We start from the raw sequence: 25,066 nt of genomic DNA, 5'->3' as shown, positions 1-25,066 counted from the left end.
CTAGTCAGGTTTTAAGCCTAAAAACCACAATTCTGCAATTAACGCAGTCTTGCTTTGGCAATTGAGTTTTCTTTTCATATTCTGAATATGGGTTTCAACAGTGCGATATGAACCACCAATCTGCAAGGCTATGCACTTGGCACTTCCGCCTAGTAGCAGCTTTTTGGCAACAATTAACTCGCGTGCCGACAAAATGTCGAGTCTGAACGTCGCTCGCTGAACCGCATCCTGCTGAGGTAGAATGACTTTTTGCGATTCAGCTTGTGCGATCATATGTTCGGCCTTGCATGTAAATTGCTGTGAAAAATTGGCCACAAAACTTAAATTATTAATCACTCGATTAATCACCAAGGAGTTATCGCTTGGAGCACCCATAAAAAACAACTCCCTATAACCTTGTCGCGGATTGATATATGTTAAACCATGGTCAATATTAAACTTAACTGCGTGCGATACTGCTTTGTGTGACTTTGCAATACTCTGCCATAGCACGAACTCTGGATGGGATTTCTTCTCTATTTCAAATTGGCTGCCAAGGTAAAGTTCATGCTGGTAGTAGTAAGCCAGCCAATCAGGACGATTAGAGACTCTTATTTCCTCTCCATTGTCATATTTCCGCTGGTAGACTAATGTGGTTAAACCAAGCTTGTCGCTAAGCGGTTGCATTAGCGTTTGCATCTGATCTTTCAACTGAGTAAAAATATGGCAATTAAGATCAATATTTTTAATATTTTGTGCTTCCATCTGAATCTACGTATTTTATGCGGATAGAACTTAATTTCCGGTCAGTCTACACTAACTCGAAACCAAAAAGTGAGCTTTTTACTACAAATTGCACATAAAAAGTGGGGCTTCCACGTTTGTATTTAAGTTACTCAAATAATGGCGATAAATTAAGGAGCATACGCGGCTATCATGGAAAATAGCTTTTCAGGTACTCAGAAAAAATACATGTTGGCATAAAGTTTAATTTTGAGAGGTAGCTTACTTATGAGTCAGAAGACAATAATTTTCATAAACTTTAGATTTGGTAGTTTCTATTCTGCTGATCTTTTATCCCGAGTAAAGCAGCTTGGTGACCATCGAATAGTGGCAGTTCTGGACGACTACTTCAAAGAAAATATTCCCCATGAGTTTGAACAGCAGTTGGATCACATTTACAACACATCAACACAACTGAAATACGACTTCTTATACGAATTTAATTATGATGAACTAAAACGTATTATCTTGAATGAGATGCAGCAGTTTGCACAAAATGAAATTGTCTTAATTTGCACAGATGAGTTCAATTTATTAGCGATTGGCAAATTACGTGATGAATTTGACTTATGGGGTGCCAAATATGATGACCTGGTTAAGTGTCGCGATAAACTTATGATGAAAGATCTTCTACACAGTAAAGGTATTCGCGTACCTAAATGTATGCACTTCAATCAAATACGAGATCTAACATCAAAGGAAGCATATGAAGTTATCTGTCATCAAATCAGCTCCAACATCATCGTCAAACCAATCGACAGTTGCGGTAGTCAGGGAGTTTACCATATTCAAACCCTTGATGAATTTGCAGCGTTTCACCGTAAAAATGAGTGGCAAGCTAGCACCTATGAAATAGAGGAATATATTCAAGGCAAACTCTATCACATAGACTCTGTTACCGAAAATGGCGAAACAGTTTTTCTTGAGGCATCAGTATATTCATGTCCAAACCATGAATTGACACAGGGGAAAGTGCTCGCAAGCAAACCTGTTATTCGTGATCAGTATTTAAAAAACAGATTGCACGAATTTGCACAAAAGACTTTAGAGGCGCTAAATATCAGGCACTGTGTAAACCACATGGAGGTGTTTGAGCAAAATGGAGAGTTGGTGTTTTGGAAATTGCGGCAAGACCGCCTGGCGCCATTTTAAACGAAATGCACCAGTATAACTTTGGTGTTAATCTTATGGATTGGGATTTCAAGCTTCAATCTGGCATTGATATTCCGTTGCCATCTTATGCTATTAGACCAGCATTTTGGGCGTTTTTCCCATTGCTTACAGGAAAAATCGTTGACCTAAACACACCACAAATCAAAAGTGAGTATTTAATTCAATGGAGCGTTACAAAAGGGCAGGTCATTTGTAACAATGCCACAAATATTGTTGATAAAGCCGCAGTACTTAGAGTGTTCGCAGACTCTTACAAAACTTTGGTAGAAGATTTTGACTATATTGCACAATTCCAGGCGATGGAGGTGATCCATGCAAACTAAAGCCTATATTTCGCATTTGGCAATGATACTGTTTGGTATATCCACGAGTGCAGGAATGATGCTTATACATGTCAAAGTGCAGTCCACACCACCCATGGTGCTGGCATTTTATACCTTTGTCTTTTTTATTTTATTCTTTCTAGCATTTTCACTGCATGGCTTGACCAAGAAACGCCACCATTTGAAAAAGGCATTCCCGACAATCTTCAATCTAAACTGGACCTCTCTTGTCTGTTGGAGCGCCACAACTATTGCACTCTTATATTTACCGACATCGCTTTTTTTACTGCTTTACCTTTCGAGCATGATGATAGCTGGATTATTTATCGGTAAAAAACTAAATCGATTTGATATTGCATGTATGGCAATTGTAATTACTGGATGCATTCTTGCGATGACCGATCAACACGCTGATCTTCGGCAATGGCTCATGGCTGTTTTTGCTGCCATTGGTGGTGTTACTGGTGCAATTTACTCGCGTTATTCAAAGACATTAGTCAATGAATTTAGCACCTTTGAAATCTTAGCGCTGCGCTTTCTCTTACTCGTTCTGATTACAGGAATCATCGCCTTTTATTCAGGTGGTATAAAATTTGAATCTCCCTCATTTTATAGCACTTTTATACTGATCTCATTATTAACCATTTGTTTGCCACTTTACCTATTTCAAGTTGGTTTAAAGTATATCAGTGTTTATGCTGCGCTTGCTTATATGCCGCTTGCTCCTTGCATTTGTCTAGTAACTGAAACACTTTTTATGTCAAATACCTCAATCCATGGATTGTCACTATTAGCGGTATTCTTTGTTGCCGCCACAATGCTTGCTATTTGCCTAAAGCAATCACAAGCCGCACGTGCATAATGGCTATTGAATGTCATAAATAGGTGGGTATATATTTTCTGGCAAATTGAGGTAGTGTTTTACTTTGTCATTCATATACTCCGTCCCCCATTCAATACGGTTAATGTAAATCCCGATAACGGTATCGTGCATTAACTCACATTTCTGTTGTTTTGTAATTTTCTGCCGATTTGAGATTTATTCAATATTTTGTTTTAGCTATAATGAGCGCACACTAAATAAGGATGAGTGCTTAAGAGCTTTTATTATGGGATTCAAAACACCTTTATATGAAAAACATCTACGAGAGCATGCAAGAATGGTTGATTTTGCTGGGTGGGACATGCCCATTCAGTATGTAGGTGTAATAGAAGAACATCATGCCGTTAGAAAAGATGCAGGCATGTTTGACGTTAGTCATATGTTAACGGTGGATATTATTGGTCGTGATGCAAAAGCATTTATACAATACTTATTAGCAAATGATATTAACAAACTTGCTAAAGGTAAGGCGATGTATTCTTGTATGTTGAACCAAGAAGCAGGTATTGTGGATGATTTAATTGCCTACTATTTTGAAGATGATTTTATTCGTTTAGTGATTAATGCAGGTAACAGAACCTCCGATGTCAAGTGGATAAAAAAGCATGGGATAAGCTTTGCTATTGAGATTAAATTACGAGATGATTTGGCTATTATTGCAATTCAGGGACCTCAATCGCGTGAAAAAACAAATCAAATACTTAAAGATCTAGCAACTGAAGAAGTAAAAAATTTAAAACCCTTTGCGATGTATAAAAAGGGTGAGTGGATGATTGCACGTACTGGCTACACAGGTGAAGATGGTTATGAGATTTCAATGCCGCATACTGAAGCCTTAGCGTTTTGGGATGCGTTAAAACAACAAGGCGTTCAACCTTGTGGTCTAGCTGCACGTGACACGCTTCGCCTAGAAGCAGGGATGAATTTATATTCACAGGATATGGATGAGTCGACAACACCTGTTGAATCGGCTTTAATGTGGACAGTGTCACTCTCAGGTGAACGTGATTTTATTGGTAAAAAGGCATTGTTGTCTAAAAAAGATAAGATTAATGAAAAGCTTGTTGGGTTAGTGCTTTTGGATCGTGGTGTTTTGAGACATGACCAAAAGGTGTTAATAGCAAATAGTGATAAAACAGGTATTATTACAAGTGGGACTTTCTCACCAACCTTAGGAGAAAGTATTGCTTTGGCTCGCATTCCAGCTGATGCGGAAGAAGTATTTGTAGAAATTCGAAATAAAAAAATTCCTGCCAAAATCGTGCAATTTCCATTTGTACGCAAAGGTGAAAAAGTATATAAAGAATGCCAGAAAAATCTGGTAACTCATTAGCATCAATAAACTTAGGAGTCAATTATGGCAGAGATAAGACAAGAGTGTCATTACACGAAATCACATGAATGGGTGAGGTTGGAAGGTGATATTGCGGTGTGTGGTATTGATGATTTCGCACAGTCAAGCTCAGGCGAGTTAGTATTTATTGAGTTACCTGAAGTTGATGAAGAAGTAAGGGCAGGTGATGATGTGTGTGTAGTTGAGTCAGTAAAAGCCGCATCCGATGTTTATGCACCTGTTTCGGGGGTAATCATTGAAGTAAACGAAGCACTTTTAGATAAACCATCGATCGTTAATGAATCTTGCTATGATGATGGTTGGTTGTTTAAGATCAAGATGGATGATCTATCTGAGATTGATGATTTACTTTCAGCCGAAGAGTATGCTGAAGAGTTTGATGCTTGATGCAAATTAAATGAAAAGCGCTCAATGCTTATGTGTTGGGCGCTTTTATTTGTAATAAAAAGTCAAATACTACGTGAGGAGCGTTTATGCCATTTGTTCCACATACCGACAAAGATATTAAGCTCATGTTAGATGAGATTGGTGTCAATACTATTGAAGCATTATTTGATGAGATACCTCAATCGATAAAAAGTAAAAGCCATCTAGCTTTAACCGATGGTTTAAACGAATGCCAAATGTACCGTTTATTTAGCGATAAGTGTGCTAAAAACATTCCACAAACGAACTTTATTGGTGCTGGGGCCTATCAACATTATACCCCTGCTATCGTCACAGATATTATCAGTCGTGGAGAGTTTTATACATCCTATACTCCATATCAGGCTGAAGCCTCTCAGGGTACATTACAAGTGATTTATGAATACCAAACGATGATCGCATCGCTTACTTCAATGGATGTGTCAAATGCGTCTATGTACGATGGTGCAACGGCACTTGCTGAAAGTGCTTTAATGGCTGTGCGTGCCAATAAATTAACAAAAAGTAAGAAAGTGTTGGTTGCGGATATTATTTTCCCTCATTACATTGATGTAGTAAAAACGATGACACACGCTCAAGGTATTGAAGTCGAGTTTGTATACCCTCAGCCACAAGAAGGGCGTACAAATATAAAACGCTTGCCTGAGTGTGAAGTTGGTCAATATGCTGCGGTTATTGTATCTCAAGTAAATTTTTATGGTCAGATTACTGAGTTTGAAGCATTAACAAACTGGGCACATGCTAAAAATGCAATGGTTGTAGCAGTTGTTAATCCAACGGTATTAGGTATATTAAAAGCTCCAGGTAACTGGGGCGAAAGTGGTGCGGATATCGCTTGTGGAGATGGTCAAACATTGGGCCTTCCGCTTAGCTGTGGTGGACCATACTTTGGATTTATTACAACTAAAGAAAAACTTTCACGTCAAATGCCTGGGCGTATTGTTGGTAGAACGGTTGATAAAGATGGCAAAGAAGCATTTTGTTTAACTCTTCAAGCGCGTGAGCAACATATTCGTAGAGCAAAAGCAACATCTAACATCTGCTCAAACCAAGGGTTACTTGTGACAGCAGCAACGGTTTATATGTCTTTAATGGGCGCTAAAGGCATAAAAGAAATAGCCTTGGAATCACATCAAAATGTCACAAAACTTGCTAAAAAGTTAAGCCAAATTGTAGGGGTTAACGTACGTTTTTTACATAACTATGTATACGAGATAGTTGTTGATTTACCAGTTAGTGCAAAAGAAGCAAAAAGCTTAGCAACTCAACACAACGTTCAGCTTGGTTATGATTTATCTTTATTGGACCCATCACAACAAAATAGCCTACTTGTTTGTGCCACTGAAATTCATAATGAATCAGATTTAGATAAATATGTTGAAGTGTTGGAAACCGTATTAACTCAGCTTGCTGTTGGAGCATAAGATGACAGTTATTTTTGAAAAATCAGTAGCAGGACGTAGAGCAAATTCACAAAGATGGAAACTTAATGGTGAAACCCATTTCGATACTCAATACTTGCGTGAAGACAAACCCTTGTTGCCGGAGCTAGGCGAACTTGAAGTATTACGTCACTTTACCAAGTTATCACAAAAGAACTTCTCAATTGATACTCAATTTTATCCACTTGGTTCTTGTACAATGAAATACAATCCACGCATAGCTTTAAAATGTGCGTTCAATCCATCTGTACTCAATATTCATCCCTTTCAAGATGAGTATACACAGCAAGGTTTATTGGAAATGCTGTATGAGCTTCAAGAAATCTTGATTGAAGTTACTGGAATGGATGCAGTATCTCTTGTACCTTGTGCTGGAGCCCAAGGAGAATTTGCAGGAGTACAGATGATTCGTGCCTATCACATTGCTAACAATGAACCACATAGAAATGAGATTATTGTGCCAGATGCAGCACATGGCACAAACCCTGCAACAGCTGTAATGGCAGGATGTAAAGTCATTGAAATCCCAACTTCCCTTAAAACGGGGGATATCGATATTGAAACGCTAAAGAAAGTATTAGGACCAAACACTGCGGGCATTATGCTTACAAACCCATCGACAATGGGGGTGTTTGAGCGTGATATTGAAGAAGTAGCAAAATTAGTGCATACAGCAGGTGGTTTACTCTATTATGATGGAGCCAACTTAAATGCGATTATGGGCAAAGCAAAACCTGGTAAAATGGGGTTTGATGTTATGCATATGAACGTACATAAAACTTTTGCTACACCACATGGTGGTGGGGGTCCAGGCGGCGGTCCCATTGCAGTGAATAAGCGCTTAAAGCCATTTTTACCCGTACCTACAATTACAAAAGAGAAAGGTGTCTATCATATTAGATCAAAAGGTGCTATTCCAGCAACCATTGGTGCTATACACGCTTTTATGGGAAATGTGGGGGTATTGATTCGAGCTTATGTTTATCTGAAAACTCTAGGCGGTAATGGTTTGACAAAAGCATCAGAAATCGCGACCCTAAATGCAAACTATATGATGGCAAGGTTGAAAAAAGCAGGCTTTATCATTGCATTACCAGATCGACGTGCTTCACACGAGTTTATCGTTTCACTTGCAGCTGAGAAAAAGGCATACGGCGTTACTGCAAATGATTTTGCCAAGCAGCTATTGGATTATGATATGCACGCACCAACAATCTATTTCCCATTACTTGTCCCAGAATGTTTACTGATTGAACCAACTGAAACTGAAACACGCGAGCAAATGGATACTTTTGTTGATGCAATGATTGAAATTCGTAAACTTGCAGCATCATATCCAGAAAAGGTAAAACAAGCGCCCATCGCTCAATCTGTAAAACGAGTAGATGATGTGAAAGCCGTGCGTGAGTTAGATGTAATCTTTGGGCAATGCTGTTAAGGAAAAAGCATTTTCCCCCAATGCAACTTAGAGCGAAGTGAATGGAAATAATCATAGTCTAATGGATGTAATATGCTGACAGATTTTTTACAGCGATGTAGTTTGATAGTGTCAGCTGGGCGAAGCTGAAGCTTCATATGCCCATCAAAGCTTAAACTTGGCTCAGGGTTGTTATATTCCCCAATCGTGATTTCAATTTGGCTGTTAGCATTAAGCACAATCGGACGACTATTAAGCGAATGTGAAAACATTGGCACAAGTACGATTGCATCTAAGCCTGGGTGCATAATCGGACCTCCTGCTGATAGTGCATGAGCAGTAGAACCTGTGGGAGTGGCAATAATCATGCCATCAGCGCGCTGATCAAAAGCATAACGACCATCGATATGAACGTGCATTTGGAAAAGTCTACTATGTTGTCCAGCTGCAATAACAATATCGTTTAAAGCAACAGTTTGCTCAGTTGGGTGATGCTCACTTGTGATGGATGCTTGTAGCATAAAGCGCTGTTCTTGTTGGTAACGACCGCACAAAACATCAAATAAGCGCGTGGTAATTTGATCAGGATTAATGTCTGTTAAAAATCCCAGTTTTCCTCGGTTGATCCCCACAATCGGAATATCACTAATGAGCGACAGATTTCTGCCAGCATTAAGAAAGTTACCATCTCCACCTACAACAATGGCTATTTCACAATGTTTAGCAATCGCTTTCAAGCTGTAGCCTTCACCAAACCTATCATCTAGACTAGCAGCCGTCTCAGCTTCTAAATAAACGCGAAGTGATTGCTCGATTAAACTATGCATCAAATATTCTACTGTTTCAGCAACAGCAGGATTGTCATGTGTGCCAATAATAGCGACTTTATTAAAAATGAAGGTCATTGGTAAATGCTATCCTTATGTCATGAGTTCTCTAGTTTTAAGCAAAATCCCATTTATCATACTGTATAATCGTTTAAGTTACTATGTTTGGATAGGTTAACAGTTTATTGTTAGCAATTAATCGTTATACTATCTAAATCATTTCTAAAACAAGATATTCAATAGTGCCAAGATCAATCAGATTAACTTTAGAGAGTCTTGGGCAATATATCTTATGTGATGAGTTGACAAAGGAGTAATAATGGCTTTATCAGTAGTGATTCTTGCCGCTGGGCAAGGATCTCGTATGTGCTCAAAAAAATCAAAAGTACTGCAAACGCTAGCAGGAAAAACGCTTATTCGTCATGTTGTCGAAACTGTTGAGTCGTTGCAGGCAGATAATATTATCATTGTCCAGGGGCATTTAGGGCAGCAAGTACAATCTGCGCTGGAAGATAAAAAAATTATTTGGGTCGAGCAAAGGGACCGCTTAGGAACAGGACATGCTGTTTTACAAGCACTTCCTCACATTAAAAAGAAAGATAAGGTGCTGATTTTGTATGGTGATGTACCATTGGTGTCCTTTGACACCTTAAACCATTTGATTGATGTAACGCGTGATGATGATTTAGGTATTTTAACGGCACATGTCGAGAACCCAGGAGGACTTGGTAGAATTATACGCAACCGTTTTGGTGAAATTGAGTTGATCGTTGAAGAAAAAGATGCCAGTGACATTCAAAAGCAAATCAAGGAAATTAACACTGGAATTTACTGTGTTTCTGGTAAAAACTTGCACCACTGGATTCCAAAAATTGAAAATAAAAATGCACAAAAAGAATATTATTTGACGGATATTGTAGCTTTTGCTTGTCAAGACAGGATAAATATTCGTGCAGCACATCCTGCGTATAATTTTGAAATTTTAGGTGTTAATACGAGGTCACAGCTTGCTGAGCTTGAACGAATGTGGCAAAAGGCTGTTGCAGAGCGAGTTATGGCAAAAGGTGTCTCCCTTGCAGATCCAAATCGATTTGATGTAAGAGGTTCAGTTGAAATTGGTGCAGATACCTGGATTGATATTAACGTGCTTATTAAGGGTCATGTGATCATTGGTGAAGATTGTGTGATTGGCGCCAATTGCATTTTAAAAGATTGTGTTATTGGTAATAACGTTAAGGTCAAGCCAAACACTATTATTGATGGTGCTGATATTAAGTCAAGTGTTACTGTAGGTCCTTTTGCACGGATTCGACCAGGTACAATTTTGGAAGAAGCATCGCAAATTGGTAATTTTGTTGAAGTGAAAAAGTCAACTATTGGCAAACACTCCAAAGTGAATCATTTAAGTTATATCGGGGACAGCACAATTGGCTTTGACTCTAATATTGGTGCAGGGGTAATTACCTGTAATTATGACGGGGTGAATAAACACCAAACCATCATTGGTAATGACGTGTTTATTGGTTCAGATTGCCAATTGATTGCTCCTGTGAGTGTGGGCGATGGTGCTAACATTGCAGCTGGTTCAACCATTACTAAAAATGTACCTAGTGGTAAATTGACAATTAACCGTATGAATAAACAAGTGGTGGTCCCAGACTGGAAGCGACCCACCAAAAAAGAGTAACAATCGTAAACAAAATAAATTAGGAAAACAAAATGTGTGGAATCATTGGCGCTGTTTCTGAGCGAAATGTATTGGCTATTTTATTAGAAGGTTTAAAGCGTTTAGAGTATCGTGGCTATGACTCAGCAGGTGTAGCATTAATCGTTGCAGATGGCAAGATCAAGCGCAAAAGAGCGTTGGGAAAAGTTCAAGTCTTAGTGGATAAAACAACTCAAGATAAAAATTTAAAAGGCATAACAGGTATAGCACACACACGTTGGGCAACACACGGTGAACCATCTGAGAATAATGCACACCCACATCTGAGCGGATCCGGTAAAATTGCAATTGTGCACAACGGCATTATTGAAAATTTTATGCAGTTAAAAACTGAGCTTATTGCACAAGGTGTGCAGTTTCAATCGCAAACTGATACTGAAGTCATAGTGCATTTACTTGAAAAAAGTTGGGATAAAAATAAGGACTTTATCACAAATGTTCATGCTGTAATTAAAAAACTAAAAGGGGCATATGGACTTGCGGTGATGCACGTGGATTTTCCACATAGCCTAGTAGCTGTTCGTTCAGGTTCACCCATTGTAATTGGTTATGGCATTGGTGAAAACTTTATTTCTTCTGACACTTTATCTTTGCTTCCTGTTACTAACCGTTTTGCCTTTTTAGACGAAGGAGATATGGTACTTATTGAGCAAGGGAAAATAGAGATCTATGATCATAGTGGCGTTTCAAAGCAACTTGAAATAAAAGAACTGGATCAAATACAAGATGCTGCGTCAAAAGGAAGATACAAGCATTATATGCAAAAAGAGATTTTTGAACAGCCGCAAGTGATTGCAAATACTTTTTCAAACTGCATTAGTTTTGATAATGAGATAATTGTTGATAAGTTTGGTATTGAGTCAAATTTGCTTTTTTCCCAAGTAGAGCATGTGAAAATCGTTGCTTGTGGTACCAGTTTTCATGCAGGACTTGTTGCTAAATATTGGATCGAAGAATATGCTAAGGTAAGCGTTGACATTGAAATTGCAAGTGAGTTTAGATATCGAAATTCCGTTGTGACTAAAAATAGTTTATTTATAACTGTTTCCCAATCTGGAGAAACTGCTGATACATTAGCTGCACTTCGTCAGGCAAAGACATGTGGTTACCTTAAAACATTAGCAATTTGTAATATGCCAAATAGTTCAATGGTGCGAGAAGCGGACTTGGTGTTTATGACCCAAGCGGGTATTGAAATGGGGGTTGCTTCGACTAAGGCGTTTACCACTCAACTTGTTGCTTTTATCTTGTTTGCAGTCGCTTTAGGAAAGGCAAAACAAACACTCACAAAAACAAAAGAACAAGAGATATTAAAAGCATTAAAAAAAGTACCAGAGATTATAAAAAAAGTATTGTCACTTGATAAAGAGATTGAACAATTATCGTATAATTTTGTTGAGAAGCAGCATGCTTTATTTTTGGGTAGAGGCATGCAATATCCCGTGGCACTGGAAGGTGCATTAAAGTTAAAAGAGATCTCCTATATTCATGCTGAAGCCTATCCTGCTGGTGAGTTAAAGCATGGGCCTTTAGCTTTAGTTGATAAAGAAATGCCCATTATTGCGGTAGCACCTAATGATGCGTTATTAGAGAAACTAGAAAGTAATCTACAAGAAGTGCAAGCTAGAGGCGGTGAATTGTATGTGTTTGCTGACCATGCCATTAGTCAATCATTACAGATTGACTCTAAGCATACATTTGTTATCGATTCAATACCAGAAGTCCTTGCACCTATTGTATTTACAATTCCACTTCAACTGTTTTCGTATCACGTTGCCGTACAAAAAGGTACTGATGTCGATCAGCCGCGCAATTTGGCTAAGTCAGTTACGGTGGAATAATGAATATTCTTGCAATTGATACATCAAGCTCTTTTTGTTCGGTGACATTATTTGTGAAAGATGCACTCTTTACTCAAACGAGAAATATTCCTCGTGAACATAATGAGTACCTGTTACCAATGATTAATGAGTTAATTAGTCAAGCAAAGATTCAAAAAACGGCAATTGATCTATTGGCATATGGTGTAGGGCCTGGCAGTTTTGTTGGTGTCAGATTGTCAGCAGCTGTTATGCAAGCGATGTCATTAGCACTAGATAAACCTGTTGTTGGCTTTTCTTCTATGTATGCTATAGCATTAGATGCGTATCATAAGACAAAAGCACATTTAATTTCCGTTATTTTAGATGCGCGTATGGCAGACGTATATTGTGGTCAGTATTCCTTTAATAAACTAAAAAACATTTTAGAAATTAAATCTGAAGATTGCTTTAAACAGGATGTACTTAAGGCAATGTCTACTGATAAACCGTTAAGCTTAGTGGTAGGTGATTGTATTGAAGGTTTGGGAATTAAACCCGATATTCAAGGTTACTGCCCAGATACTCAGCATTTGTATGAAGCAATACTGACTGAATATCAAAGTAAAAAAGATGAAAATCGCTTAAATCAACAGGTGATGCCTATTTATTTGCAAGGTACATCACAATGGAAGAAAATCCATGTGTAAACGCTGACATCGTTTTATAAAGCGATTACACTCTTTAGCTATCCTGAGAAGAAGTGAAAACATAAATGGCTAAAACCTACCTTTTTTATGATTTAGAAACAACAGGCATTAATAAATGCTTTGATCAAATTCTCCAATTTGCCGCTATCCGTACCGATGAATCACTTAATGAGCTAGAGCGTTATGATTTTTTTGTTAGGCTCAATCCAGATACAATCCCAACTCCAGAGGCTTCAATTACTCATCATATTTCAATTGAAAAGTCAAATAGTGGTATGTATGAGTATGAAGCTATTAAGAAAATACACTCGCTTTTTAATACGCCTGATACGATTAGTTTAGGCTATAACACTTTAACATTTGACGATGAGTTTTTACGGTTTGCATTTTTTAAAAACCTGTTTTCTGCTTATGACCATCAGTATAAAAATGGTTGTGTGCGAGTGGATTTATACCCTATTGCCACAGCTTATTATCTGTTTGCACAAAATGTATTAAGTTGGCCTTTAGATAAAGAAGGTAAGGTATCACTTAAGCTCGAGAATTTAAATACACAAAATAGCTTGTATAAAGAAGGACGTGCCCATGATGCAATTACCGATGTGATCGTAACTTTAGAATTAGCTCGAAGATTCAAATTACATCAGCCTAAGGTGTGGGAGTATTTAATTGAGCACTTTAATAAAACAGAAGATCAAAAAATTTTGTCTTTATTAGATATTGGTTTAGAAGTTGCACATGAATCATACCAGCAAGCCCTTATGGTTTCAGGGAGATTTGGTTACAATGAACGTTTTATTTTGCCAGTGTTAAACTTGGGACAACATTGGCACTACAAGAATCAGTGGTGTTTTTTGCGTTTAGATTATACTGATTTGCAAGAGGTGACCACACAAAACATACACGAACATTTTCTTACCATTAATAAGAAATGGGGTGATTTGCCGTTAATATTACCTGCTAAAAAGCGATTTTTAGCTCACCTATCGGATGAGCGTATTCAAAAAATAAAGGAAAATAAAGCATTCTTACAACAAAATCCAAGGATTTTGACTGAAATAAGAGACTACACTTTAGACTTTAAATATCCTGAAATAGAAAATGTTGACGTTGATGCTTCTTTATATCAAGCAGGTTTTATGAACTATGCAGAACAGAATTTATGTGAATATTTTCATAAATGTGATATTGAACAAAAGATCAAACTTATGCCAAAAATGAATCGCTCTTATTATGAACGCGCTTTACGAATAATTGGACGCATGAATCCAGAAAAGTTACCACTAGCAATGCAAGAAGAGTTTCAAATGTACCTTGAACGGATTGCCAGTTATGATATAGAAAATATGCCTATTGACTACAAAGGTGAACGCAAAGTGTCTATACCAGAAATCTATGAGCGTATACAAACATTGCAAGAAGAGAATTTGACTGAGGAGCAATTCAGTTTATTGGCTGAGCTAGAGTCATATTTGTCCTTGTGATAAGGAAAGCTTTAAAAAGAAACATGAACAGAGTAACAAACCAAATGCTTAGCAGAGCATTAAATAGAGTATTGCAAGGTGATGTGTTAATTTAACGTATCAAGAACCATACACAGTGAAACATAGCTGAAACTGCTTTTTATAAATGCTTAGTTATAATGTAAATTGATCGAAAGATCAAAAAGTTGAAAATAATAGGAGATACGATTATGACCAAGCAGGTAAGAAAAACAGCAGGAAAAAGATCAACGTGGCAAACGTTTAAAACAGAATATAAGAAGTTTTGCGCATTACAGGCTCAAGCTTCTTTGTACTTATAATTTAATTAACTTATAAATTTATCTTTCATGAACGCGTTGTTTTATCGGTAATAACAGCGGTTGTCATAACACCATTCACATTGGTTGCTGTCCTCCCCATATCAATAATGGGGTCAATCCCTTGAACTAAAGCTATGATATTAAAAGGTAGTCCTAATGTAGAAAAGGTCACACCTGCTGCAATAAATGCGGTACCAGGAATACCAGATACACCAAAGGATGCAATCATGTTAATTGCGCCCACTAATAGAATAACTTGCCAAGTAACGGGTTGCCCCATAATTGCTAAAGTCATCACGACAAGCATGGCAGGATAAATCCCAGCACAAGCATTCATCCCAATTGTCGCACCAATGCTGGGGGTAAAGTTTGACACGCTTTCAGAGAGTTTCAAACGATTGCCAAGTGCATCCATGGTGACCGGAAGCGTACCAAAGCTTGAGCGAGTGGTAAATGCAACAAGTAGCGCACGCCAAACGTTCTTATAGTAATGAATCGGATTGACCCCACACAAGCTGATGAGTATCGTGTGGAGGAGCATCACAATACTCATCGCGATATACATAGCAGTAATAAAGTTGAGCATTTCTAATAAAGTACTTAGACCATAATTAAGCATCATTGAACTCATAAGCGCAAATACACCGTAAGGTGTTAATGCGATAATCATACTAGCTAGTTTTTTTGCAACGAAAAATGCGGAGTGAATAAAATTGATGAAAGCTAAGGCTATTTCTTTTTCTTGTTGGTGTAATTTTAAAGTTGCAAAGCCAAGTAAAGCAGCAAAAATAACAACTGCAATCACATTATTGTTTGCCATCGCTGTAACTGGGTTGCTTGGTAACATACCTGTAATTGTACTAACTATACTGTGAGACTCAGAAGTTTCAAGTACACCTAAAAAAGCCACTCCAGAGCCTATGTGCATCAGTGAGCCAATAAAACCACCAATAACTGCACTAATGCCCGTTAAAAGTAGAATTACAACAACGGTCTTCGTAACGATCTTGATTAAATAGCTGCCTTGATGGTGGCGCAGATTAACAATCGCATTGATGATTGCCGTAAATACTAAAGGAATGATCAGCATTTTTAAGAGGCTGATATAAGTATCACTAATAAGGTCAAGCAAACTATGTAAGTTGTCACCGGAATACGAGTCATTAAATTGCTGTAACACAAGCCCAAAAATTATACCAACGATAAGAGACCCCAAGACTCGAATATTAAAGCTGACTTTATAGGTCTGTGCTAAACCCAATATACCTAAGATGGTAAAAAAGACAATAATTGACACTTAAAATATGCTCCATTGGCTGTGAATTATGAATAGACTCATTGTGAAACATAATAAAAAAATTAAACAGATAATCGTTCATTTTTTTATTATGTCTTTTTAGATAGTCAGAGAAATAACTTTATTCCAGTTACCAAACAATAAATAAAGATGGCATAGATCCATCACGGTATCAATAACTATACGCGTATAAAATCTGCGTGAAGAATTTTTGGTTTAAATGGATGCCTTTGTAAGGCTTGAATTTTAACGTTTTCGTTTTTACCATCGACATGTATTGTTACTATTCCATCATAAAATGCTTTGTTCTTAGCAGCATGTAAAACTTTGTCGTGTTCAAGTGTAATCAAAAGTGCTTCAGCGCCTTTCCCATAGATAATAGCAGGAATTTTATCTGCTTTACGTAGGCGGCGGCTCGCACCTGTACCTTTTTCAGTTTTTAATTCCGCTTGGAATGTAAATTCAGTCATGTTATTTTCCTTAAATAAAATAATTCGTTTAACTCAAAATACGTGCATACGTCATGCGACCCTAACGAATACAGCCGCAGCATTGTAACAGAGAAGGATATAAATGTTAACAATTAAATGAGGTCAGAGAACATTAAGCTAATCGATTCTTCATTATTTGTACGACGAATCGCTTCAGATAGCATTGGTGCTAATGATAGTGTCTTGATTTTTTTACATTTTGCAGCAGCACAATGTAGTGGAATAGAGTTGGTAACAACTAACTCCTCTAATACCGAACTCTCAATGTTCTCAATAGCGTTACCAGATAGAACGGGATGGACACAGTAAGCCGAAACTTTGTGAGCACCATGCTCAATTAAAGCGTGAGCTGCTTTACATAAGGTGCCCGCAGTATCAACGATATCATCAACTATCAAACAATGACGGTCTGTAATATCACCAATTATATTCATAACCTCAGATTCATTGGCTTTTTGGCGACGCTTGTCAATAATGGCAAGGTCGGTGTTAAGTGCCTTAGCTAATGCTCTTGCTCTTACTACCCCTCCAATATCAGGTGACACAACTATAGGATTCTCTAAACGACGTGAGCGGATATAATCGAGTAAAATAGGTGTGCCATATACGTTATCCAATGGAATATTAAAAAAACCTTGAATCTGCTCAGCATGAATATCAACTGTTAATAAACGATCAATGCCAACCCCTGTTAGCATATCAGCAACGACACGAGCCGAAATAGGGACACGTGAAGAACGTACACGTCGATCTTGCCTTGCGTAGCCAAAATATGGCAACACTGCTGTGATGCGTCCTGCTGATGAGCGACGCAGTGCATCAGTTAAAAACATAAGCTCCATGATATGGTCGTTAGTAGGTGGGCAAGTTGATTGAACAATAAAAACATCACGACCACGGACATTATCGATAATTTCAATATGACTTTCACCATCGCTAAAGGCAGAAACTGTAGCTCGTCCTACTTGTACACCTAAAAAATGAGAGATTTCTTCAGTAAGTTGTTTGCTTGCGCGACCACTAAAAAGCATCAAATCCGACATGGATAAAACCTTAAAATAAGCTTGGCTTGAGTTTGCTTAGAGCAATATACCCAATTTTTGGAAAATATAAAGATTTTTTTCAGAAATTTACCTTGGCGTTATGTTAATGCCAAACATAAATCTTTGTCATACCACCATAAGCTAAGCTCATGTAAATTTGACATACACTCCCTTCCTTATAAGGAAGGTTCTTTACGGCACATTTTGATAAAAAAACCACCATAAAGAAATGAAAGTGATAACCTTTAAAGTAAATCAAATAATGGTATAACACACTTGATAGCTTTTTGAAAAATAAGGGATAAGCACGAGAATAAATAGCCTACATCACTTATGTATATTTAATTCATTACATGCTTCCGAATACAGTCGGTATATTATCGTATAGAAACTGTAATAATAGTCTCTCTTGTGCAGTAAAGTCCATATTGGATGTTGGTTTAAAGCTTTGTTTAGTATAGGATGGCTTACCTTGACTCACCCAGGTGACGAGATTTGAATAGGACTGCATATCACTTGTTTTAATTGAGATTAATTGACCATTTTTAACCTCAAGTGTGAAGTGATTACCATTTAATGTCATACTATGATTAAAAGGAAGTGTTTTACCAAAACGCCACTCCCAAGTGTGTAATTTTTCCATTTCCTCTGCAATAAGCATCTGATTTAAGTTATTAGGCAGATATGTAATATGGGTATTAAAGCGAGTTAAGAAAGCTTCACATATACGCTTAGGACATATGTTATTATCTATCTCCTTTAAGTTAATAACCATTGAGCGTTTAGAGTATACGCCTTTTGTGATAAGCGCATCATCAATTTTGTGATGAAGATACTGATATAATTTCGAGGTGTCAGTATTGATCAATAAAGTGCCATGATGAAACGATCGATCTTTTGTTTCGCGAAAAGCACTACCCGATATTTTATAGTCATGGTTGTGATGATGGACAAAAATATCATTGCGTGGAGAGATATATGCCTTAACGTTGAAGGCTGCTAATATACTCACAATAAGCTGTAAATTTGCGTGTTTATCATAGTGATTGGCAGGTGCCATAATTGTGTAATTTAAATTGCCTAAGTCATGATAAACCGTGCCGCCACCACTTTGACGGCGAATAATTGGGATGTGATCTTCATTAAGTGCATCAATATTACACTCACGCCATGGATTTTGTGCACGACCAATCACAACACAGGGTTTATTTTGCCACAAATACAGAATAGCCGAGTCAGTTAACATTTCGCGGAAAAGCCAATTTTCAACAGCCAAGTTGTAAAAAGGGTCATAACTTGTTGCAACATATACGTTCATATAATGAGTAAGTATCTTTTATGTATTTTATAAGTTATAGATTGTAGGAAAAATGACTGAATAAAACTAATAGTTTATGATAGGTATCTTGAACACACTAACCTTATTTAGCTTGATTTAGTACTTGTTGCAATTCACCAGCTTCGTGCATTTCTAGAATGATGTCACAACCGCCAATTAATTCACCATTGACATATAATTGTGGGAAAGTTGGCCAGTTGGCATATTTTGGCAAAACAGCACGAATATCTGGATTCTCTAGTATATTGACAAAGGCAAAAGGTTTACCACAAGCTTGAATTGCAGCGACAGCGTGTGCTGAAAAGCCGCATTGAGGCATTTTAGGTGTGCCTTTCATATATAACAAAATACTGTTTTCAGTAATTTGTGATTTGATAGTTTCGATTACTTTTTGTTCATCAAAATCTTGATATGTATTCATTTGGCTATCCTTTGGTTATCTAAACTTGAAAAGGTACAAGATTAGTATTATATTGCCCGTACATCATATCATTTTCCGACTTTCGGTCAATAAACTTAAGGAGCAATAAATGTTTGAATTACCAACGTTACCTTATAAAAAAAATGCATTAGCACCTATCATTTCAGAAGAAACAATTGAATATCATTATGGTAAACACCATCAAGCATATGTAACTAATTTAAATAACTTACTTACCACAGACGAACATAAGGCATTGGTGAATAAATCATTAGAAGAGATTATAGTAAGCTCAAAAGGTGCTGTATTTAATAATGCAGCGCAGATCTGGAATCATACGTTTTATTGGAACTGTTTGACACCTAATGCTAAAGCAAAGCCAGAAGGTAAATTACTTACTGCAATTGAGAAGAAATTTGGCAGCTTTGATGGATTTAAAGAAGCATTTAACAAAACAGCAATTACTACTTTTGGCTCTGGATGGGCGTGGTTAGTTAAAACTAAAGCTGGTGAGCTTGAACTTGTAAGCACAAGTAATGCAGGTTGTCCATTAACAGAAGGTCACGTTCCAATTTTAACCTGTGATGTTTGGGAGCATGCGTATTATATTGATTATCGTAACGCACGTCCTAAGTATGTAGATGAGTTTTGGAAAATTATTAATTGGGACTTTGTTGCTAAGCAATTTGCAAAATCAGTTAATTAAATCCAAGATTTTTAGCATTATTTAAATATGGGATAGCGTTGATTGATAATACACCTAATATATCCTGCTTATCGGTAGGTGTGATCCCACTGTTTTTTTCTTCAGCAGTTTGAGCAATAAAACTCATCGATTTTAAATCGTATTCAACAAAACCGTTATTAAGTGTATTCGGTTTAATTTCATCACCTTCATAGTACAAAATATCTCGATAGTATATGAGTGTGTGATCTAGATCTTTAATAGATTGCCATAACGTTGCGGTTGCTTCGTAATAGGGAACAGTAATGGTTGCAAGGATAGCATCAGCATGATAGAGCGCGTCATTACTGTTTTTAGGTATAGGTAATTGGTTGATTAGAGTTGTAGCTCGCACAAAGCGTGAAGCAGAAGTGTAGTCTCCTGGTAAGCCGAGAAGTCCTGCATCTTCAGGTTGAGCATTTTCAAAAATAGTACGGTATTGTGGAATGTATTGTGCAAATATATTGTTTTGCTGATCTCCTTGATCATTTAAGCTTTGATAATGTTCAAGATGTTTGAGGTGCCATTCATAGTCAGGAGCATTTGTTAGCACATTCTGGGCATGATCATAGACCATTGTTTTACCATCTAAAAACTCAATGACTGCACTGTGCCCTGTTTTATCACGAATAACCATATGTAATGGTATATCTTTAATATATAAACCATTTATGGCTAACATTGCAGACTCTACTAATTGATAGTGACGAATAAGGGTTAAAGCTTCAGCAGTTGAATCTGCCATACCTAAAACAAAGTTAGACAGATCATAAATGCCCAATGCAGGGCGTTTGTCATTCGGATTGTATTTGGGTTGTATGCTACCTGGTAAGTAAAGTGCAGAAACAGCAACACCTTGAGTATTGATACCATCTGTCAATGTATTGCCAATAAAACCAAGTCGACCAAAGTAGCCATATTTATTATACCAATAAGCTAATTTGTCCTTGGGAATATTATCGATGTTAACAATGATATTCGTCGTATTTTCAACATCAATATAACCTTTATAATAGCTAAAAGCACGGTGAATAATTTTTGTTAAATTGATATCGGTTTGAAAAATTTTTTGATACCAACTGTAGGCATTGAAATTCTTAGCATAAAGTTTAAGTGGAAAATCAAGCGTGCGTGCAGTGATGTGATAAGGTTCTTTATTAATAAATATATCGGTGCATGTAATTGCTGGAGTACTTATAAGCATTGTAATTAATACACTGAGTTTGCACATCACATATTAACGTCCTGTTTTGGTGCCTTATTAGCTATTTAGTATAGCGTCTTAAACTGAAAAATAGGAGTTATTGGATTAGAATTGCGATAAAAATAATCATCCCAACCCAATGATTATCAGAAAAGGCTTTTATACAATTATGGATGCCACCTTTGTGCCAAGTTTGGTGTTGATAAAAAAATAATATCATCACAATTACTAATGCTAAGTAAAACAATATATTAAAGTCGTTGAAATAGCTAAATAGGCTTAGACATATGAGCATTAAAAGTTGAGCCAGAATGACAGCCATTAGATTATGTTTACCAAAGGTAATGGCTGAGGATTTTAAATTAAGTGCAAGGTCGTAAGTCTTATCAGCAAACGCATACATTGTGTCGTAAGCAATTGTCCAAAAAATAGAGGCAAAGTATAAAAGCCAAGCAGTGGGAGGAATACTATTTTGAACAGCCGTATAGGTCATGATAATGCCAAAGTTAAAAGCAAATCCCAGGGCAAGTTGTGGTAAGGCAAAAAATCGTTTAAACAAGGGATAGGTTAAGGCAAGTGCAACGGCAACAAAAGAAAGTAAAATGGTTAGAAAATTAAGTTGTAAAACTAAAACAAAAGCAAAGATCAATAAAAACAAACCAAGAAAAGAAGCACGCTTAACAGAAATTAGACCTGTTGCAATTGGACGCATAGCAGTACGCTCAACTGCACCATCAAAATTGCGATCAGCAATATCATTAAAAACACAACCAGCAGTTCGCATTGTAATGGCTCCTAGTATAAAAATAACAATAAGTTTAAGCGGAGGTAACCCATGAGTAACAGAAAATAAACCCCATAAGGTGGGGTATAAAATAATCAGGATTGGAAGAGGACGATGAAATCGCATTAAATAAAAATAAGCCTTCATTTACTTACCCTAATTGAGCTTAAAAAGCTCAATAAAAAACTCTTCGATCAGAAGTTTTTGCTTATTGGGGAGCTCAAAAATTGAAGCTCGTACCCATAATGGCGTATCAATAGTATTCGTTGGCAATTGGAGCTTGTGTTTAACAATATCAGCTGGACAATACCAAGCATAGAAATCACTGCGTTTGATATTGGATTCACGAAATAAAAAATGCTCACCAATTGAGTTATTACCTAGTGTATCAAATAGGTTTTGATAACTAAGGTAGGTTTCTTTCGGTATGACGGTACGCCCAAAAACAAGAACTTCATTATTTCGATGATGTTTGATTAAGCGAATACGACAATTTTTATCGTGTTGATTCAGGAGTAAAAGCTCATCATCATCGATTTTGCCATCATATTCATTAATACAGCTTAACTCTAAGAATGGTGCATAGTGTGCCAAGGTGGATCCTAGCCTTTTAACACTAAAGAGCCAATATTCAAGATTAGGATCAAGCTCCAAGTCTTGTTTTGTTTTCCAGGTGTTTATCATTAACCTAAATATAACTAAGAAAAAATTTGTGCTAAGAATACCATATAATATTAATTATGACCAATAGCAATAAAGGAAATTTTGATCTAACCCATGAATTTGGGACACTTTTGAATTTTCGATATCTTCAAACTGTTTTGGAGTCATGTAATTTATCGTTAAATGCTTTCTTTTTGTTTTGTAATAAGCATCTATATATTTAAATATTGATGTTTTAGCTTACTCTCTTGTTTTGTAGTTTTCATTATGCATCAACTCAACTTTTTTAATATGCCAAAAAAGCTTTCACAAGCAATATTATCATAACAACAACCTTTGTCACTCATGCTTCATATTAAGTAAGCTTTGTTGAATAAGCTTTTGAAACTCATAAAAAAATATTACCTAATATATGAATGGTCTAACAGGTGTGTTCTCACGTTGTTGTAACTCCCAGTCTTGAGCATACCAAACAGCCGCATTCACTTGTCCCAACTGTTTCTTGCCAAGAATAAGGTCGGCTGCTTTCTCAGCTACCATGATCGTTGGCGCATTTAAATTGCCATTTGTTAACGTTGGAAAAATTGAAGAATCTACAACACGCAATCGCTTTATACCTATCACTTTACAATCTGGATCGACAACAGTTAGTTCATCCGTGTGTTTCCCCATTTTGCAAGTACCACATAGGTGATAGGCACTTTCAACATTTTGTTGTACCCATTGATCGATTTCTTTATTCAACGACAAATCAATACTTGGCTGTATGACATCTCCTCTATAATTGTCCATAGCTGGCTGCATCATAATTTCATGAGTTAAACGAATGCAAGCGCGCCAATCCTTAATATCATCTTCGTGCTGTAAGTAGTTAAAGAGAATTTTTGGTGGGACTTTGGGGTTACTCGATTTTATAGCAACCTGACCTCTACTTTTTGGTTTGTTTGGTCCAACATGCACTTGAAAACCGTGGTCATTAAAGGCTTTTTTTCCATCATAGCGGATAGCTGCTGGCAAAAAATGATACTGAATGTCTGGCGCTATTAGCCCTGACCGCGACCGTATAAAAGCGCAAGATTCAAAATGATTGGTTGCTCCAAGTCCACTTTTAAAAAGTAGCCATTGTGCACCAATCATTAGTTTGCTAATCCTATCTAATTTTGCATTAAGAGTAATCGACCTTAAGCATTGATATTGAAAATATACTTCTAAATGATCTTGCAAATTTTTCCCAACGCCAGGAAGTCCATGAACCAGCTTGACATTCGCAGCAGCAAGTATATTTTTGTCACCAATTCCAGATCTTTGCAAAATTGCAGGGGAATTGATCGGACCTGCGCTTAAAATGACTTCTTTTTTTGCTAAACAACAGATTATTCTGTCATAATGATAAAATTGCACACCAGTAGCGGAACCGTTTTCAATCAATACCTTATCGACGAGAGCATTTTTAATTACTGTTAAATTTTTACGTTTTATCACAGGATTTAAATAAGCTTTGGCAGTAGAGTTGCGAACCCCCTTTTTTACCGTCATTTGCATAGGAGAAAAACCTTCTTGTTTATACCCATTGTAGTCCGTGGTGTATGAATATCCAGCCTCAATTCCAGCTTGGATAAAAGCTTGATACATAGGATTCTTCAGCATATTATTGCCCATATTAACATGTAGGGGACCTTCTTTCCCTCTATATAAATCACTTTGACCAAACCAATTCTCAGCACGACGAAAATAAGGTAAGCAGTTGGCATAACTCCAGTTGGAAGCACCTAACTGTTCCCATTCATCAAAATCGCGAGCATGACCTCGAACGTAAACCATCCCATTGATAGCCGATGATCCCCCTAGACCCTTTCCCTGTGGGCAATTAATGGTTCGACCATTTAAATATGGCTCACTTACTGAGGAAAACCCCCAATTATATTTGGACATATTTGGCAGATAAAATAAAGCGGAAGGCATGTCAATCAACAAGCTTTTATTTTTACCTCCATATTCAATCAACAACACCTTTATCGATGGCTCAATGCTTAATCGCATGGCAAGAACACATCCTGCAGAACCTGCACCAACAATTATATAATCAAAATATGCACTATTTTTCACCATTTCGAAGTTTCCTAAATTTTTTAGACAAGGCTTTCAATCATCACCTGCATCTATAAATTTTACGACCTCTTGACTTGAGTTTGCGACTAAACCTTATTACAGGCTATAGTTAAAATTTTTGATTTTGTAAGTTCTATCCATAACTATAACAATTTTCTAATTTGCTTATAGTTTGATATATTGCTCTACATTACTAACATGTTCATCCATACATTTTAAGCTCTAACATGCTATAAAACCATTATTTTTCTCTTCTAAGACTATGTACATGATAATTTTTTGGTTCTGATTGCTGATGACATAAAACGATTTAATCGTTATGCTAACGTTCATAAAATAAATACA

At 36.9% G+C, this 25,066-nt stretch carries 24 protein-coding genes; 12 read left to right on the top strand and 12 right to left on the bottom strand.

Annotated features, from left to right (window positions below):
* Positions 1–744, bottom strand: coding sequence for a helix-turn-helix transcriptional regulator (locus DNJ77_RS00550; protein WP_116963047.1), 744 nt, complete (start codon positions 742–744; stop codon positions 1–3).
* Between the two features lie 246 nt (positions 745–990).
* Here DNJ77_RS00550 and DNJ77_RS00545 point away from each other — a divergent pair, with 246 nt between their 5' ends.
* Genes DNJ77_RS00545 through DNJ77_RS00535 form a run of 3 tightly spaced genes read left to right on the top strand, consistent with a single transcriptional unit; the run spans position 991 to position 3,120 of the window.
* Complete coding sequence (locus tag DNJ77_RS00545) at positions 991–1,914, top strand: ATP-grasp domain-containing protein (RefSeq protein WP_116963046.1); 924 nt, start codon at positions 991–993, stop codon at positions 1,912–1,914.
* A gap of 35 nt (positions 1,915–1,949) precedes the next feature.
* On the top strand, positions 1,950–2,258 hold the full coding sequence (locus DNJ77_RS00540; protein ID WP_116963045.1) for a hypothetical protein: 309 nt from the start codon (positions 1,950–1,952) through the stop codon (positions 2,256–2,258).
* Positions 2,248–3,120 carry an EamA family transporter gene (locus DNJ77_RS00535; RefSeq protein WP_116963044.1) on the top strand — a complete coding sequence of 291 codons (873 nt, stop codon included), beginning with the start codon at positions 2,248–2,250 and terminating at the stop codon, positions 3,118–3,120. Before DNJ77_RS00540 ends, DNJ77_RS00535 begins: the two co-directional genes overlap by 11 nt.
* 3 nt (positions 3,121–3,123) lie before the next feature.
* On the opposite strand, the gene DNJ77_RS10140 is transcribed toward DNJ77_RS00535, so the two are convergent.
* Positions 3,124–3,252, bottom strand: a complete 129-nt coding sequence (locus tag DNJ77_RS10140) for a hypothetical protein (protein WP_275667736.1) — start codon at positions 3,250–3,252, stop codon at positions 3,124–3,126.
* A gap of 115 nt (positions 3,253–3,367) precedes the next feature.
* Between DNJ77_RS10140 and gcvT the strand changes: the two genes are divergently transcribed.
* From gcvT to gcvPB, 4 genes are all read left to right on the top strand, one after another.
* The gene (gene gcvT / locus DNJ77_RS00530; protein ID WP_116963043.1) at positions 3,368–4,474 is read left to right on the top strand and encodes a glycine cleavage system aminomethyltransferase GcvT; all 1,107 of its coding nucleotides are present in this window, start codon (positions 3,368–3,370) and stop codon (positions 4,472–4,474) included.
* 24 nt (positions 4,475–4,498) lie between these two features.
* Positions 4,499–4,882 carry a glycine cleavage system protein GcvH gene (gcvH, locus tag DNJ77_RS00525; RefSeq protein ID WP_116963042.1) on the top strand — a complete coding sequence of 128 codons (384 nt, stop codon included), beginning with the start codon at positions 4,499–4,501 and terminating at the stop codon, positions 4,880–4,882.
* A gap of 86 nt (positions 4,883–4,968) precedes the next feature.
* The gene (gene gcvPA / locus DNJ77_RS00520; RefSeq protein WP_116963041.1) at positions 4,969–6,345 is read left to right on the top strand and encodes an aminomethyl-transferring glycine dehydrogenase subunit GcvPA; all 1,377 of its coding nucleotides are present in this window, start codon (positions 4,969–4,971) and stop codon (positions 6,343–6,345) included.
* A gap of 1 nt (position 6,346) precedes the next feature.
* Positions 6,347–7,801, top strand: coding sequence for an aminomethyl-transferring glycine dehydrogenase subunit GcvPB (gene gcvPB, locus DNJ77_RS00515; protein WP_116963040.1), 1,455 nt, complete (start codon positions 6,347–6,349; stop codon positions 7,799–7,801).
* Here gcvPB and DNJ77_RS00510 read toward each other — a convergent pair.
* Positions 7,798–8,685, bottom strand: a complete 888-nt coding sequence (locus DNJ77_RS00510) for an NAD(+) kinase (protein WP_116963039.1) — start codon at positions 8,683–8,685, stop codon at positions 7,798–7,800. The two genes, gcvPB and DNJ77_RS00510, sit on opposite strands and share 4 nt — an antisense overlap.
* A gap of 241 nt (positions 8,686–8,926) precedes the next feature.
* Between DNJ77_RS00510 and glmU the strand changes: the two genes are divergently transcribed.
* The 4 genes from glmU (at position 8,927) to DNJ77_RS00490 (ending at position 14,326) form a co-directional block, all read left to right on the top strand.
* Positions 8,927–10,294, top strand: coding sequence for a bifunctional UDP-N-acetylglucosamine diphosphorylase/glucosamine-1-phosphate N-acetyltransferase GlmU (gene glmU / locus DNJ77_RS00505; protein WP_116963038.1), 1,368 nt, complete (start codon positions 8,927–8,929; stop codon positions 10,292–10,294).
* A 32-nt stretch (positions 10,295–10,326) separates the two neighbouring features.
* A complete protein-coding gene (gene glmS, locus DNJ77_RS00500) occupies positions 10,327–12,174 on the top strand; it encodes a glutamine--fructose-6-phosphate transaminase (isomerizing) (protein WP_116963037.1) in 1,848 nt (615 codons plus the stop codon).
* Complete coding sequence (tsaB, locus tag DNJ77_RS00495) at positions 12,174–12,842, top strand: tRNA (adenosine(37)-N6)-threonylcarbamoyltransferase complex dimerization subunit type 1 TsaB (protein WP_116963036.1); 669 nt, start codon at positions 12,174–12,176, stop codon at positions 12,840–12,842. Before glmS ends, tsaB begins: the two co-directional genes overlap by 1 nt.
* Before the next feature lie 65 nt (positions 12,843–12,907).
* Positions 12,908–14,326: an exodeoxyribonuclease I gene (locus tag DNJ77_RS00490; RefSeq protein ID WP_116963035.1), complete on the top strand. Its 1,419-nt coding sequence runs from the start codon at positions 12,908–12,910 to the stop codon at positions 14,324–14,326.
* A gap of 345 nt (positions 14,327–14,671) precedes the next feature.
* Here the strand turns inward: DNJ77_RS00490 and DNJ77_RS00485 are convergent, their stop codons facing one another.
* The 5 genes from DNJ77_RS00485 to grxD all read right to left on the bottom strand — a co-directional run bounded on the left by DNJ77_RS00485 (position 14,672) and on the right by grxD (position 19,237).
* The gene (locus DNJ77_RS00485) at positions 14,672–15,943 is read right to left on the bottom strand and encodes a cation:dicarboxylate symporter family transporter (protein ID WP_116963034.1); all 1,272 of its coding nucleotides are present in this window, start codon (positions 15,941–15,943) and stop codon (positions 14,672–14,674) included.
* 179 nt (positions 15,944–16,122) lie between these two features.
* Positions 16,123–16,413, bottom strand: coding sequence for a 50S ribosomal protein L25 (gene rplY / locus DNJ77_RS00480; RefSeq protein WP_116963033.1), 291 nt, complete (start codon positions 16,411–16,413; stop codon positions 16,123–16,125).
* Between the two features lie 113 nt (positions 16,414–16,526).
* Positions 16,527–17,477, bottom strand: a complete 951-nt coding sequence (locus DNJ77_RS00475) for a ribose-phosphate pyrophosphokinase (RefSeq protein WP_116963032.1) — start codon at positions 17,475–17,477, stop codon at positions 16,527–16,529.
* A 349-nt stretch (positions 17,478–17,826) separates the two neighbouring features.
* Positions 17,827–18,795 (bottom strand): lipoyl protein ligase domain-containing protein, encoded by a 969-nt coding sequence (locus DNJ77_RS00470; protein ID WP_116963031.1) that lies wholly within the window; start codon positions 18,793–18,795, stop codon positions 17,827–17,829.
* Positions 18,796–18,898: 103 nt separating this feature from the next.
* The gene (gene grxD, locus DNJ77_RS00465) at positions 18,899–19,237 is read right to left on the bottom strand and encodes a Grx4 family monothiol glutaredoxin (RefSeq protein WP_116963030.1); all 339 of its coding nucleotides are present in this window, start codon (positions 19,235–19,237) and stop codon (positions 18,899–18,901) included.
* Between the two features lie 109 nt (positions 19,238–19,346).
* On the opposite strand from grxD, the gene DNJ77_RS00460 reads away from it, so the two are divergent.
* On the top strand, positions 19,347–19,943 hold the full coding sequence (locus tag DNJ77_RS00460; protein ID WP_116963029.1) for a superoxide dismutase: 597 nt from the start codon (positions 19,347–19,349) through the stop codon (positions 19,941–19,943).
* Here the strand turns inward: DNJ77_RS00460 and DNJ77_RS00455 are convergent.
* The 4 genes from DNJ77_RS00455 to betA all read right to left on the bottom strand — a co-directional run bounded on the left by DNJ77_RS00455 (position 19,936) and on the right by betA (position 24,721).
* Positions 19,936–21,165 carry a linear amide C-N hydrolase gene (locus tag DNJ77_RS00455; RefSeq protein ID WP_157966526.1) on the bottom strand — a complete coding sequence of 410 codons (1,230 nt, stop codon included), beginning with the start codon at positions 21,163–21,165 and terminating at the stop codon, positions 19,936–19,938. The two genes, DNJ77_RS00460 and DNJ77_RS00455, sit on opposite strands and share 8 nt — an antisense overlap.
* 97 nt (positions 21,166–21,262) lie before the next feature.
* On the bottom strand, positions 21,263–22,096 hold the full coding sequence (gene ubiA, locus DNJ77_RS00450) for a 4-hydroxybenzoate octaprenyltransferase (RefSeq protein WP_116963027.1): 834 nt from the start codon (positions 22,094–22,096) through the stop codon (positions 21,263–21,265).
* Between the two features lie 9 nt (positions 22,097–22,105).
* Complete coding sequence (locus DNJ77_RS00445; protein WP_116963026.1) at positions 22,106–22,633, bottom strand: chorismate--pyruvate lyase family protein; 528 nt, start codon at positions 22,631–22,633, stop codon at positions 22,106–22,108.
* A gap of 384 nt (positions 22,634–23,017) precedes the next feature.
* Positions 23,018–24,721 (bottom strand): choline dehydrogenase, encoded by a 1,704-nt coding sequence (gene betA / locus DNJ77_RS00440; RefSeq protein WP_116963025.1) that lies wholly within the window; start codon positions 24,719–24,721, stop codon positions 23,018–23,020.
* Between the last annotated feature and the right edge of the window lie 345 nt (positions 24,722–25,066).

This window comes from Fastidiosibacter lacustris (assembly GCF_003428155.1).
Classification (GTDB): Bacteria; Pseudomonadota; Gammaproteobacteria; order Francisellales; family Francisellaceae; genus Caedibacter; species Caedibacter lacustris.
Note: the sequence above shows the minus strand (reverse complement) of the source record. Positions and strands in the feature narration are given on the sequence as shown.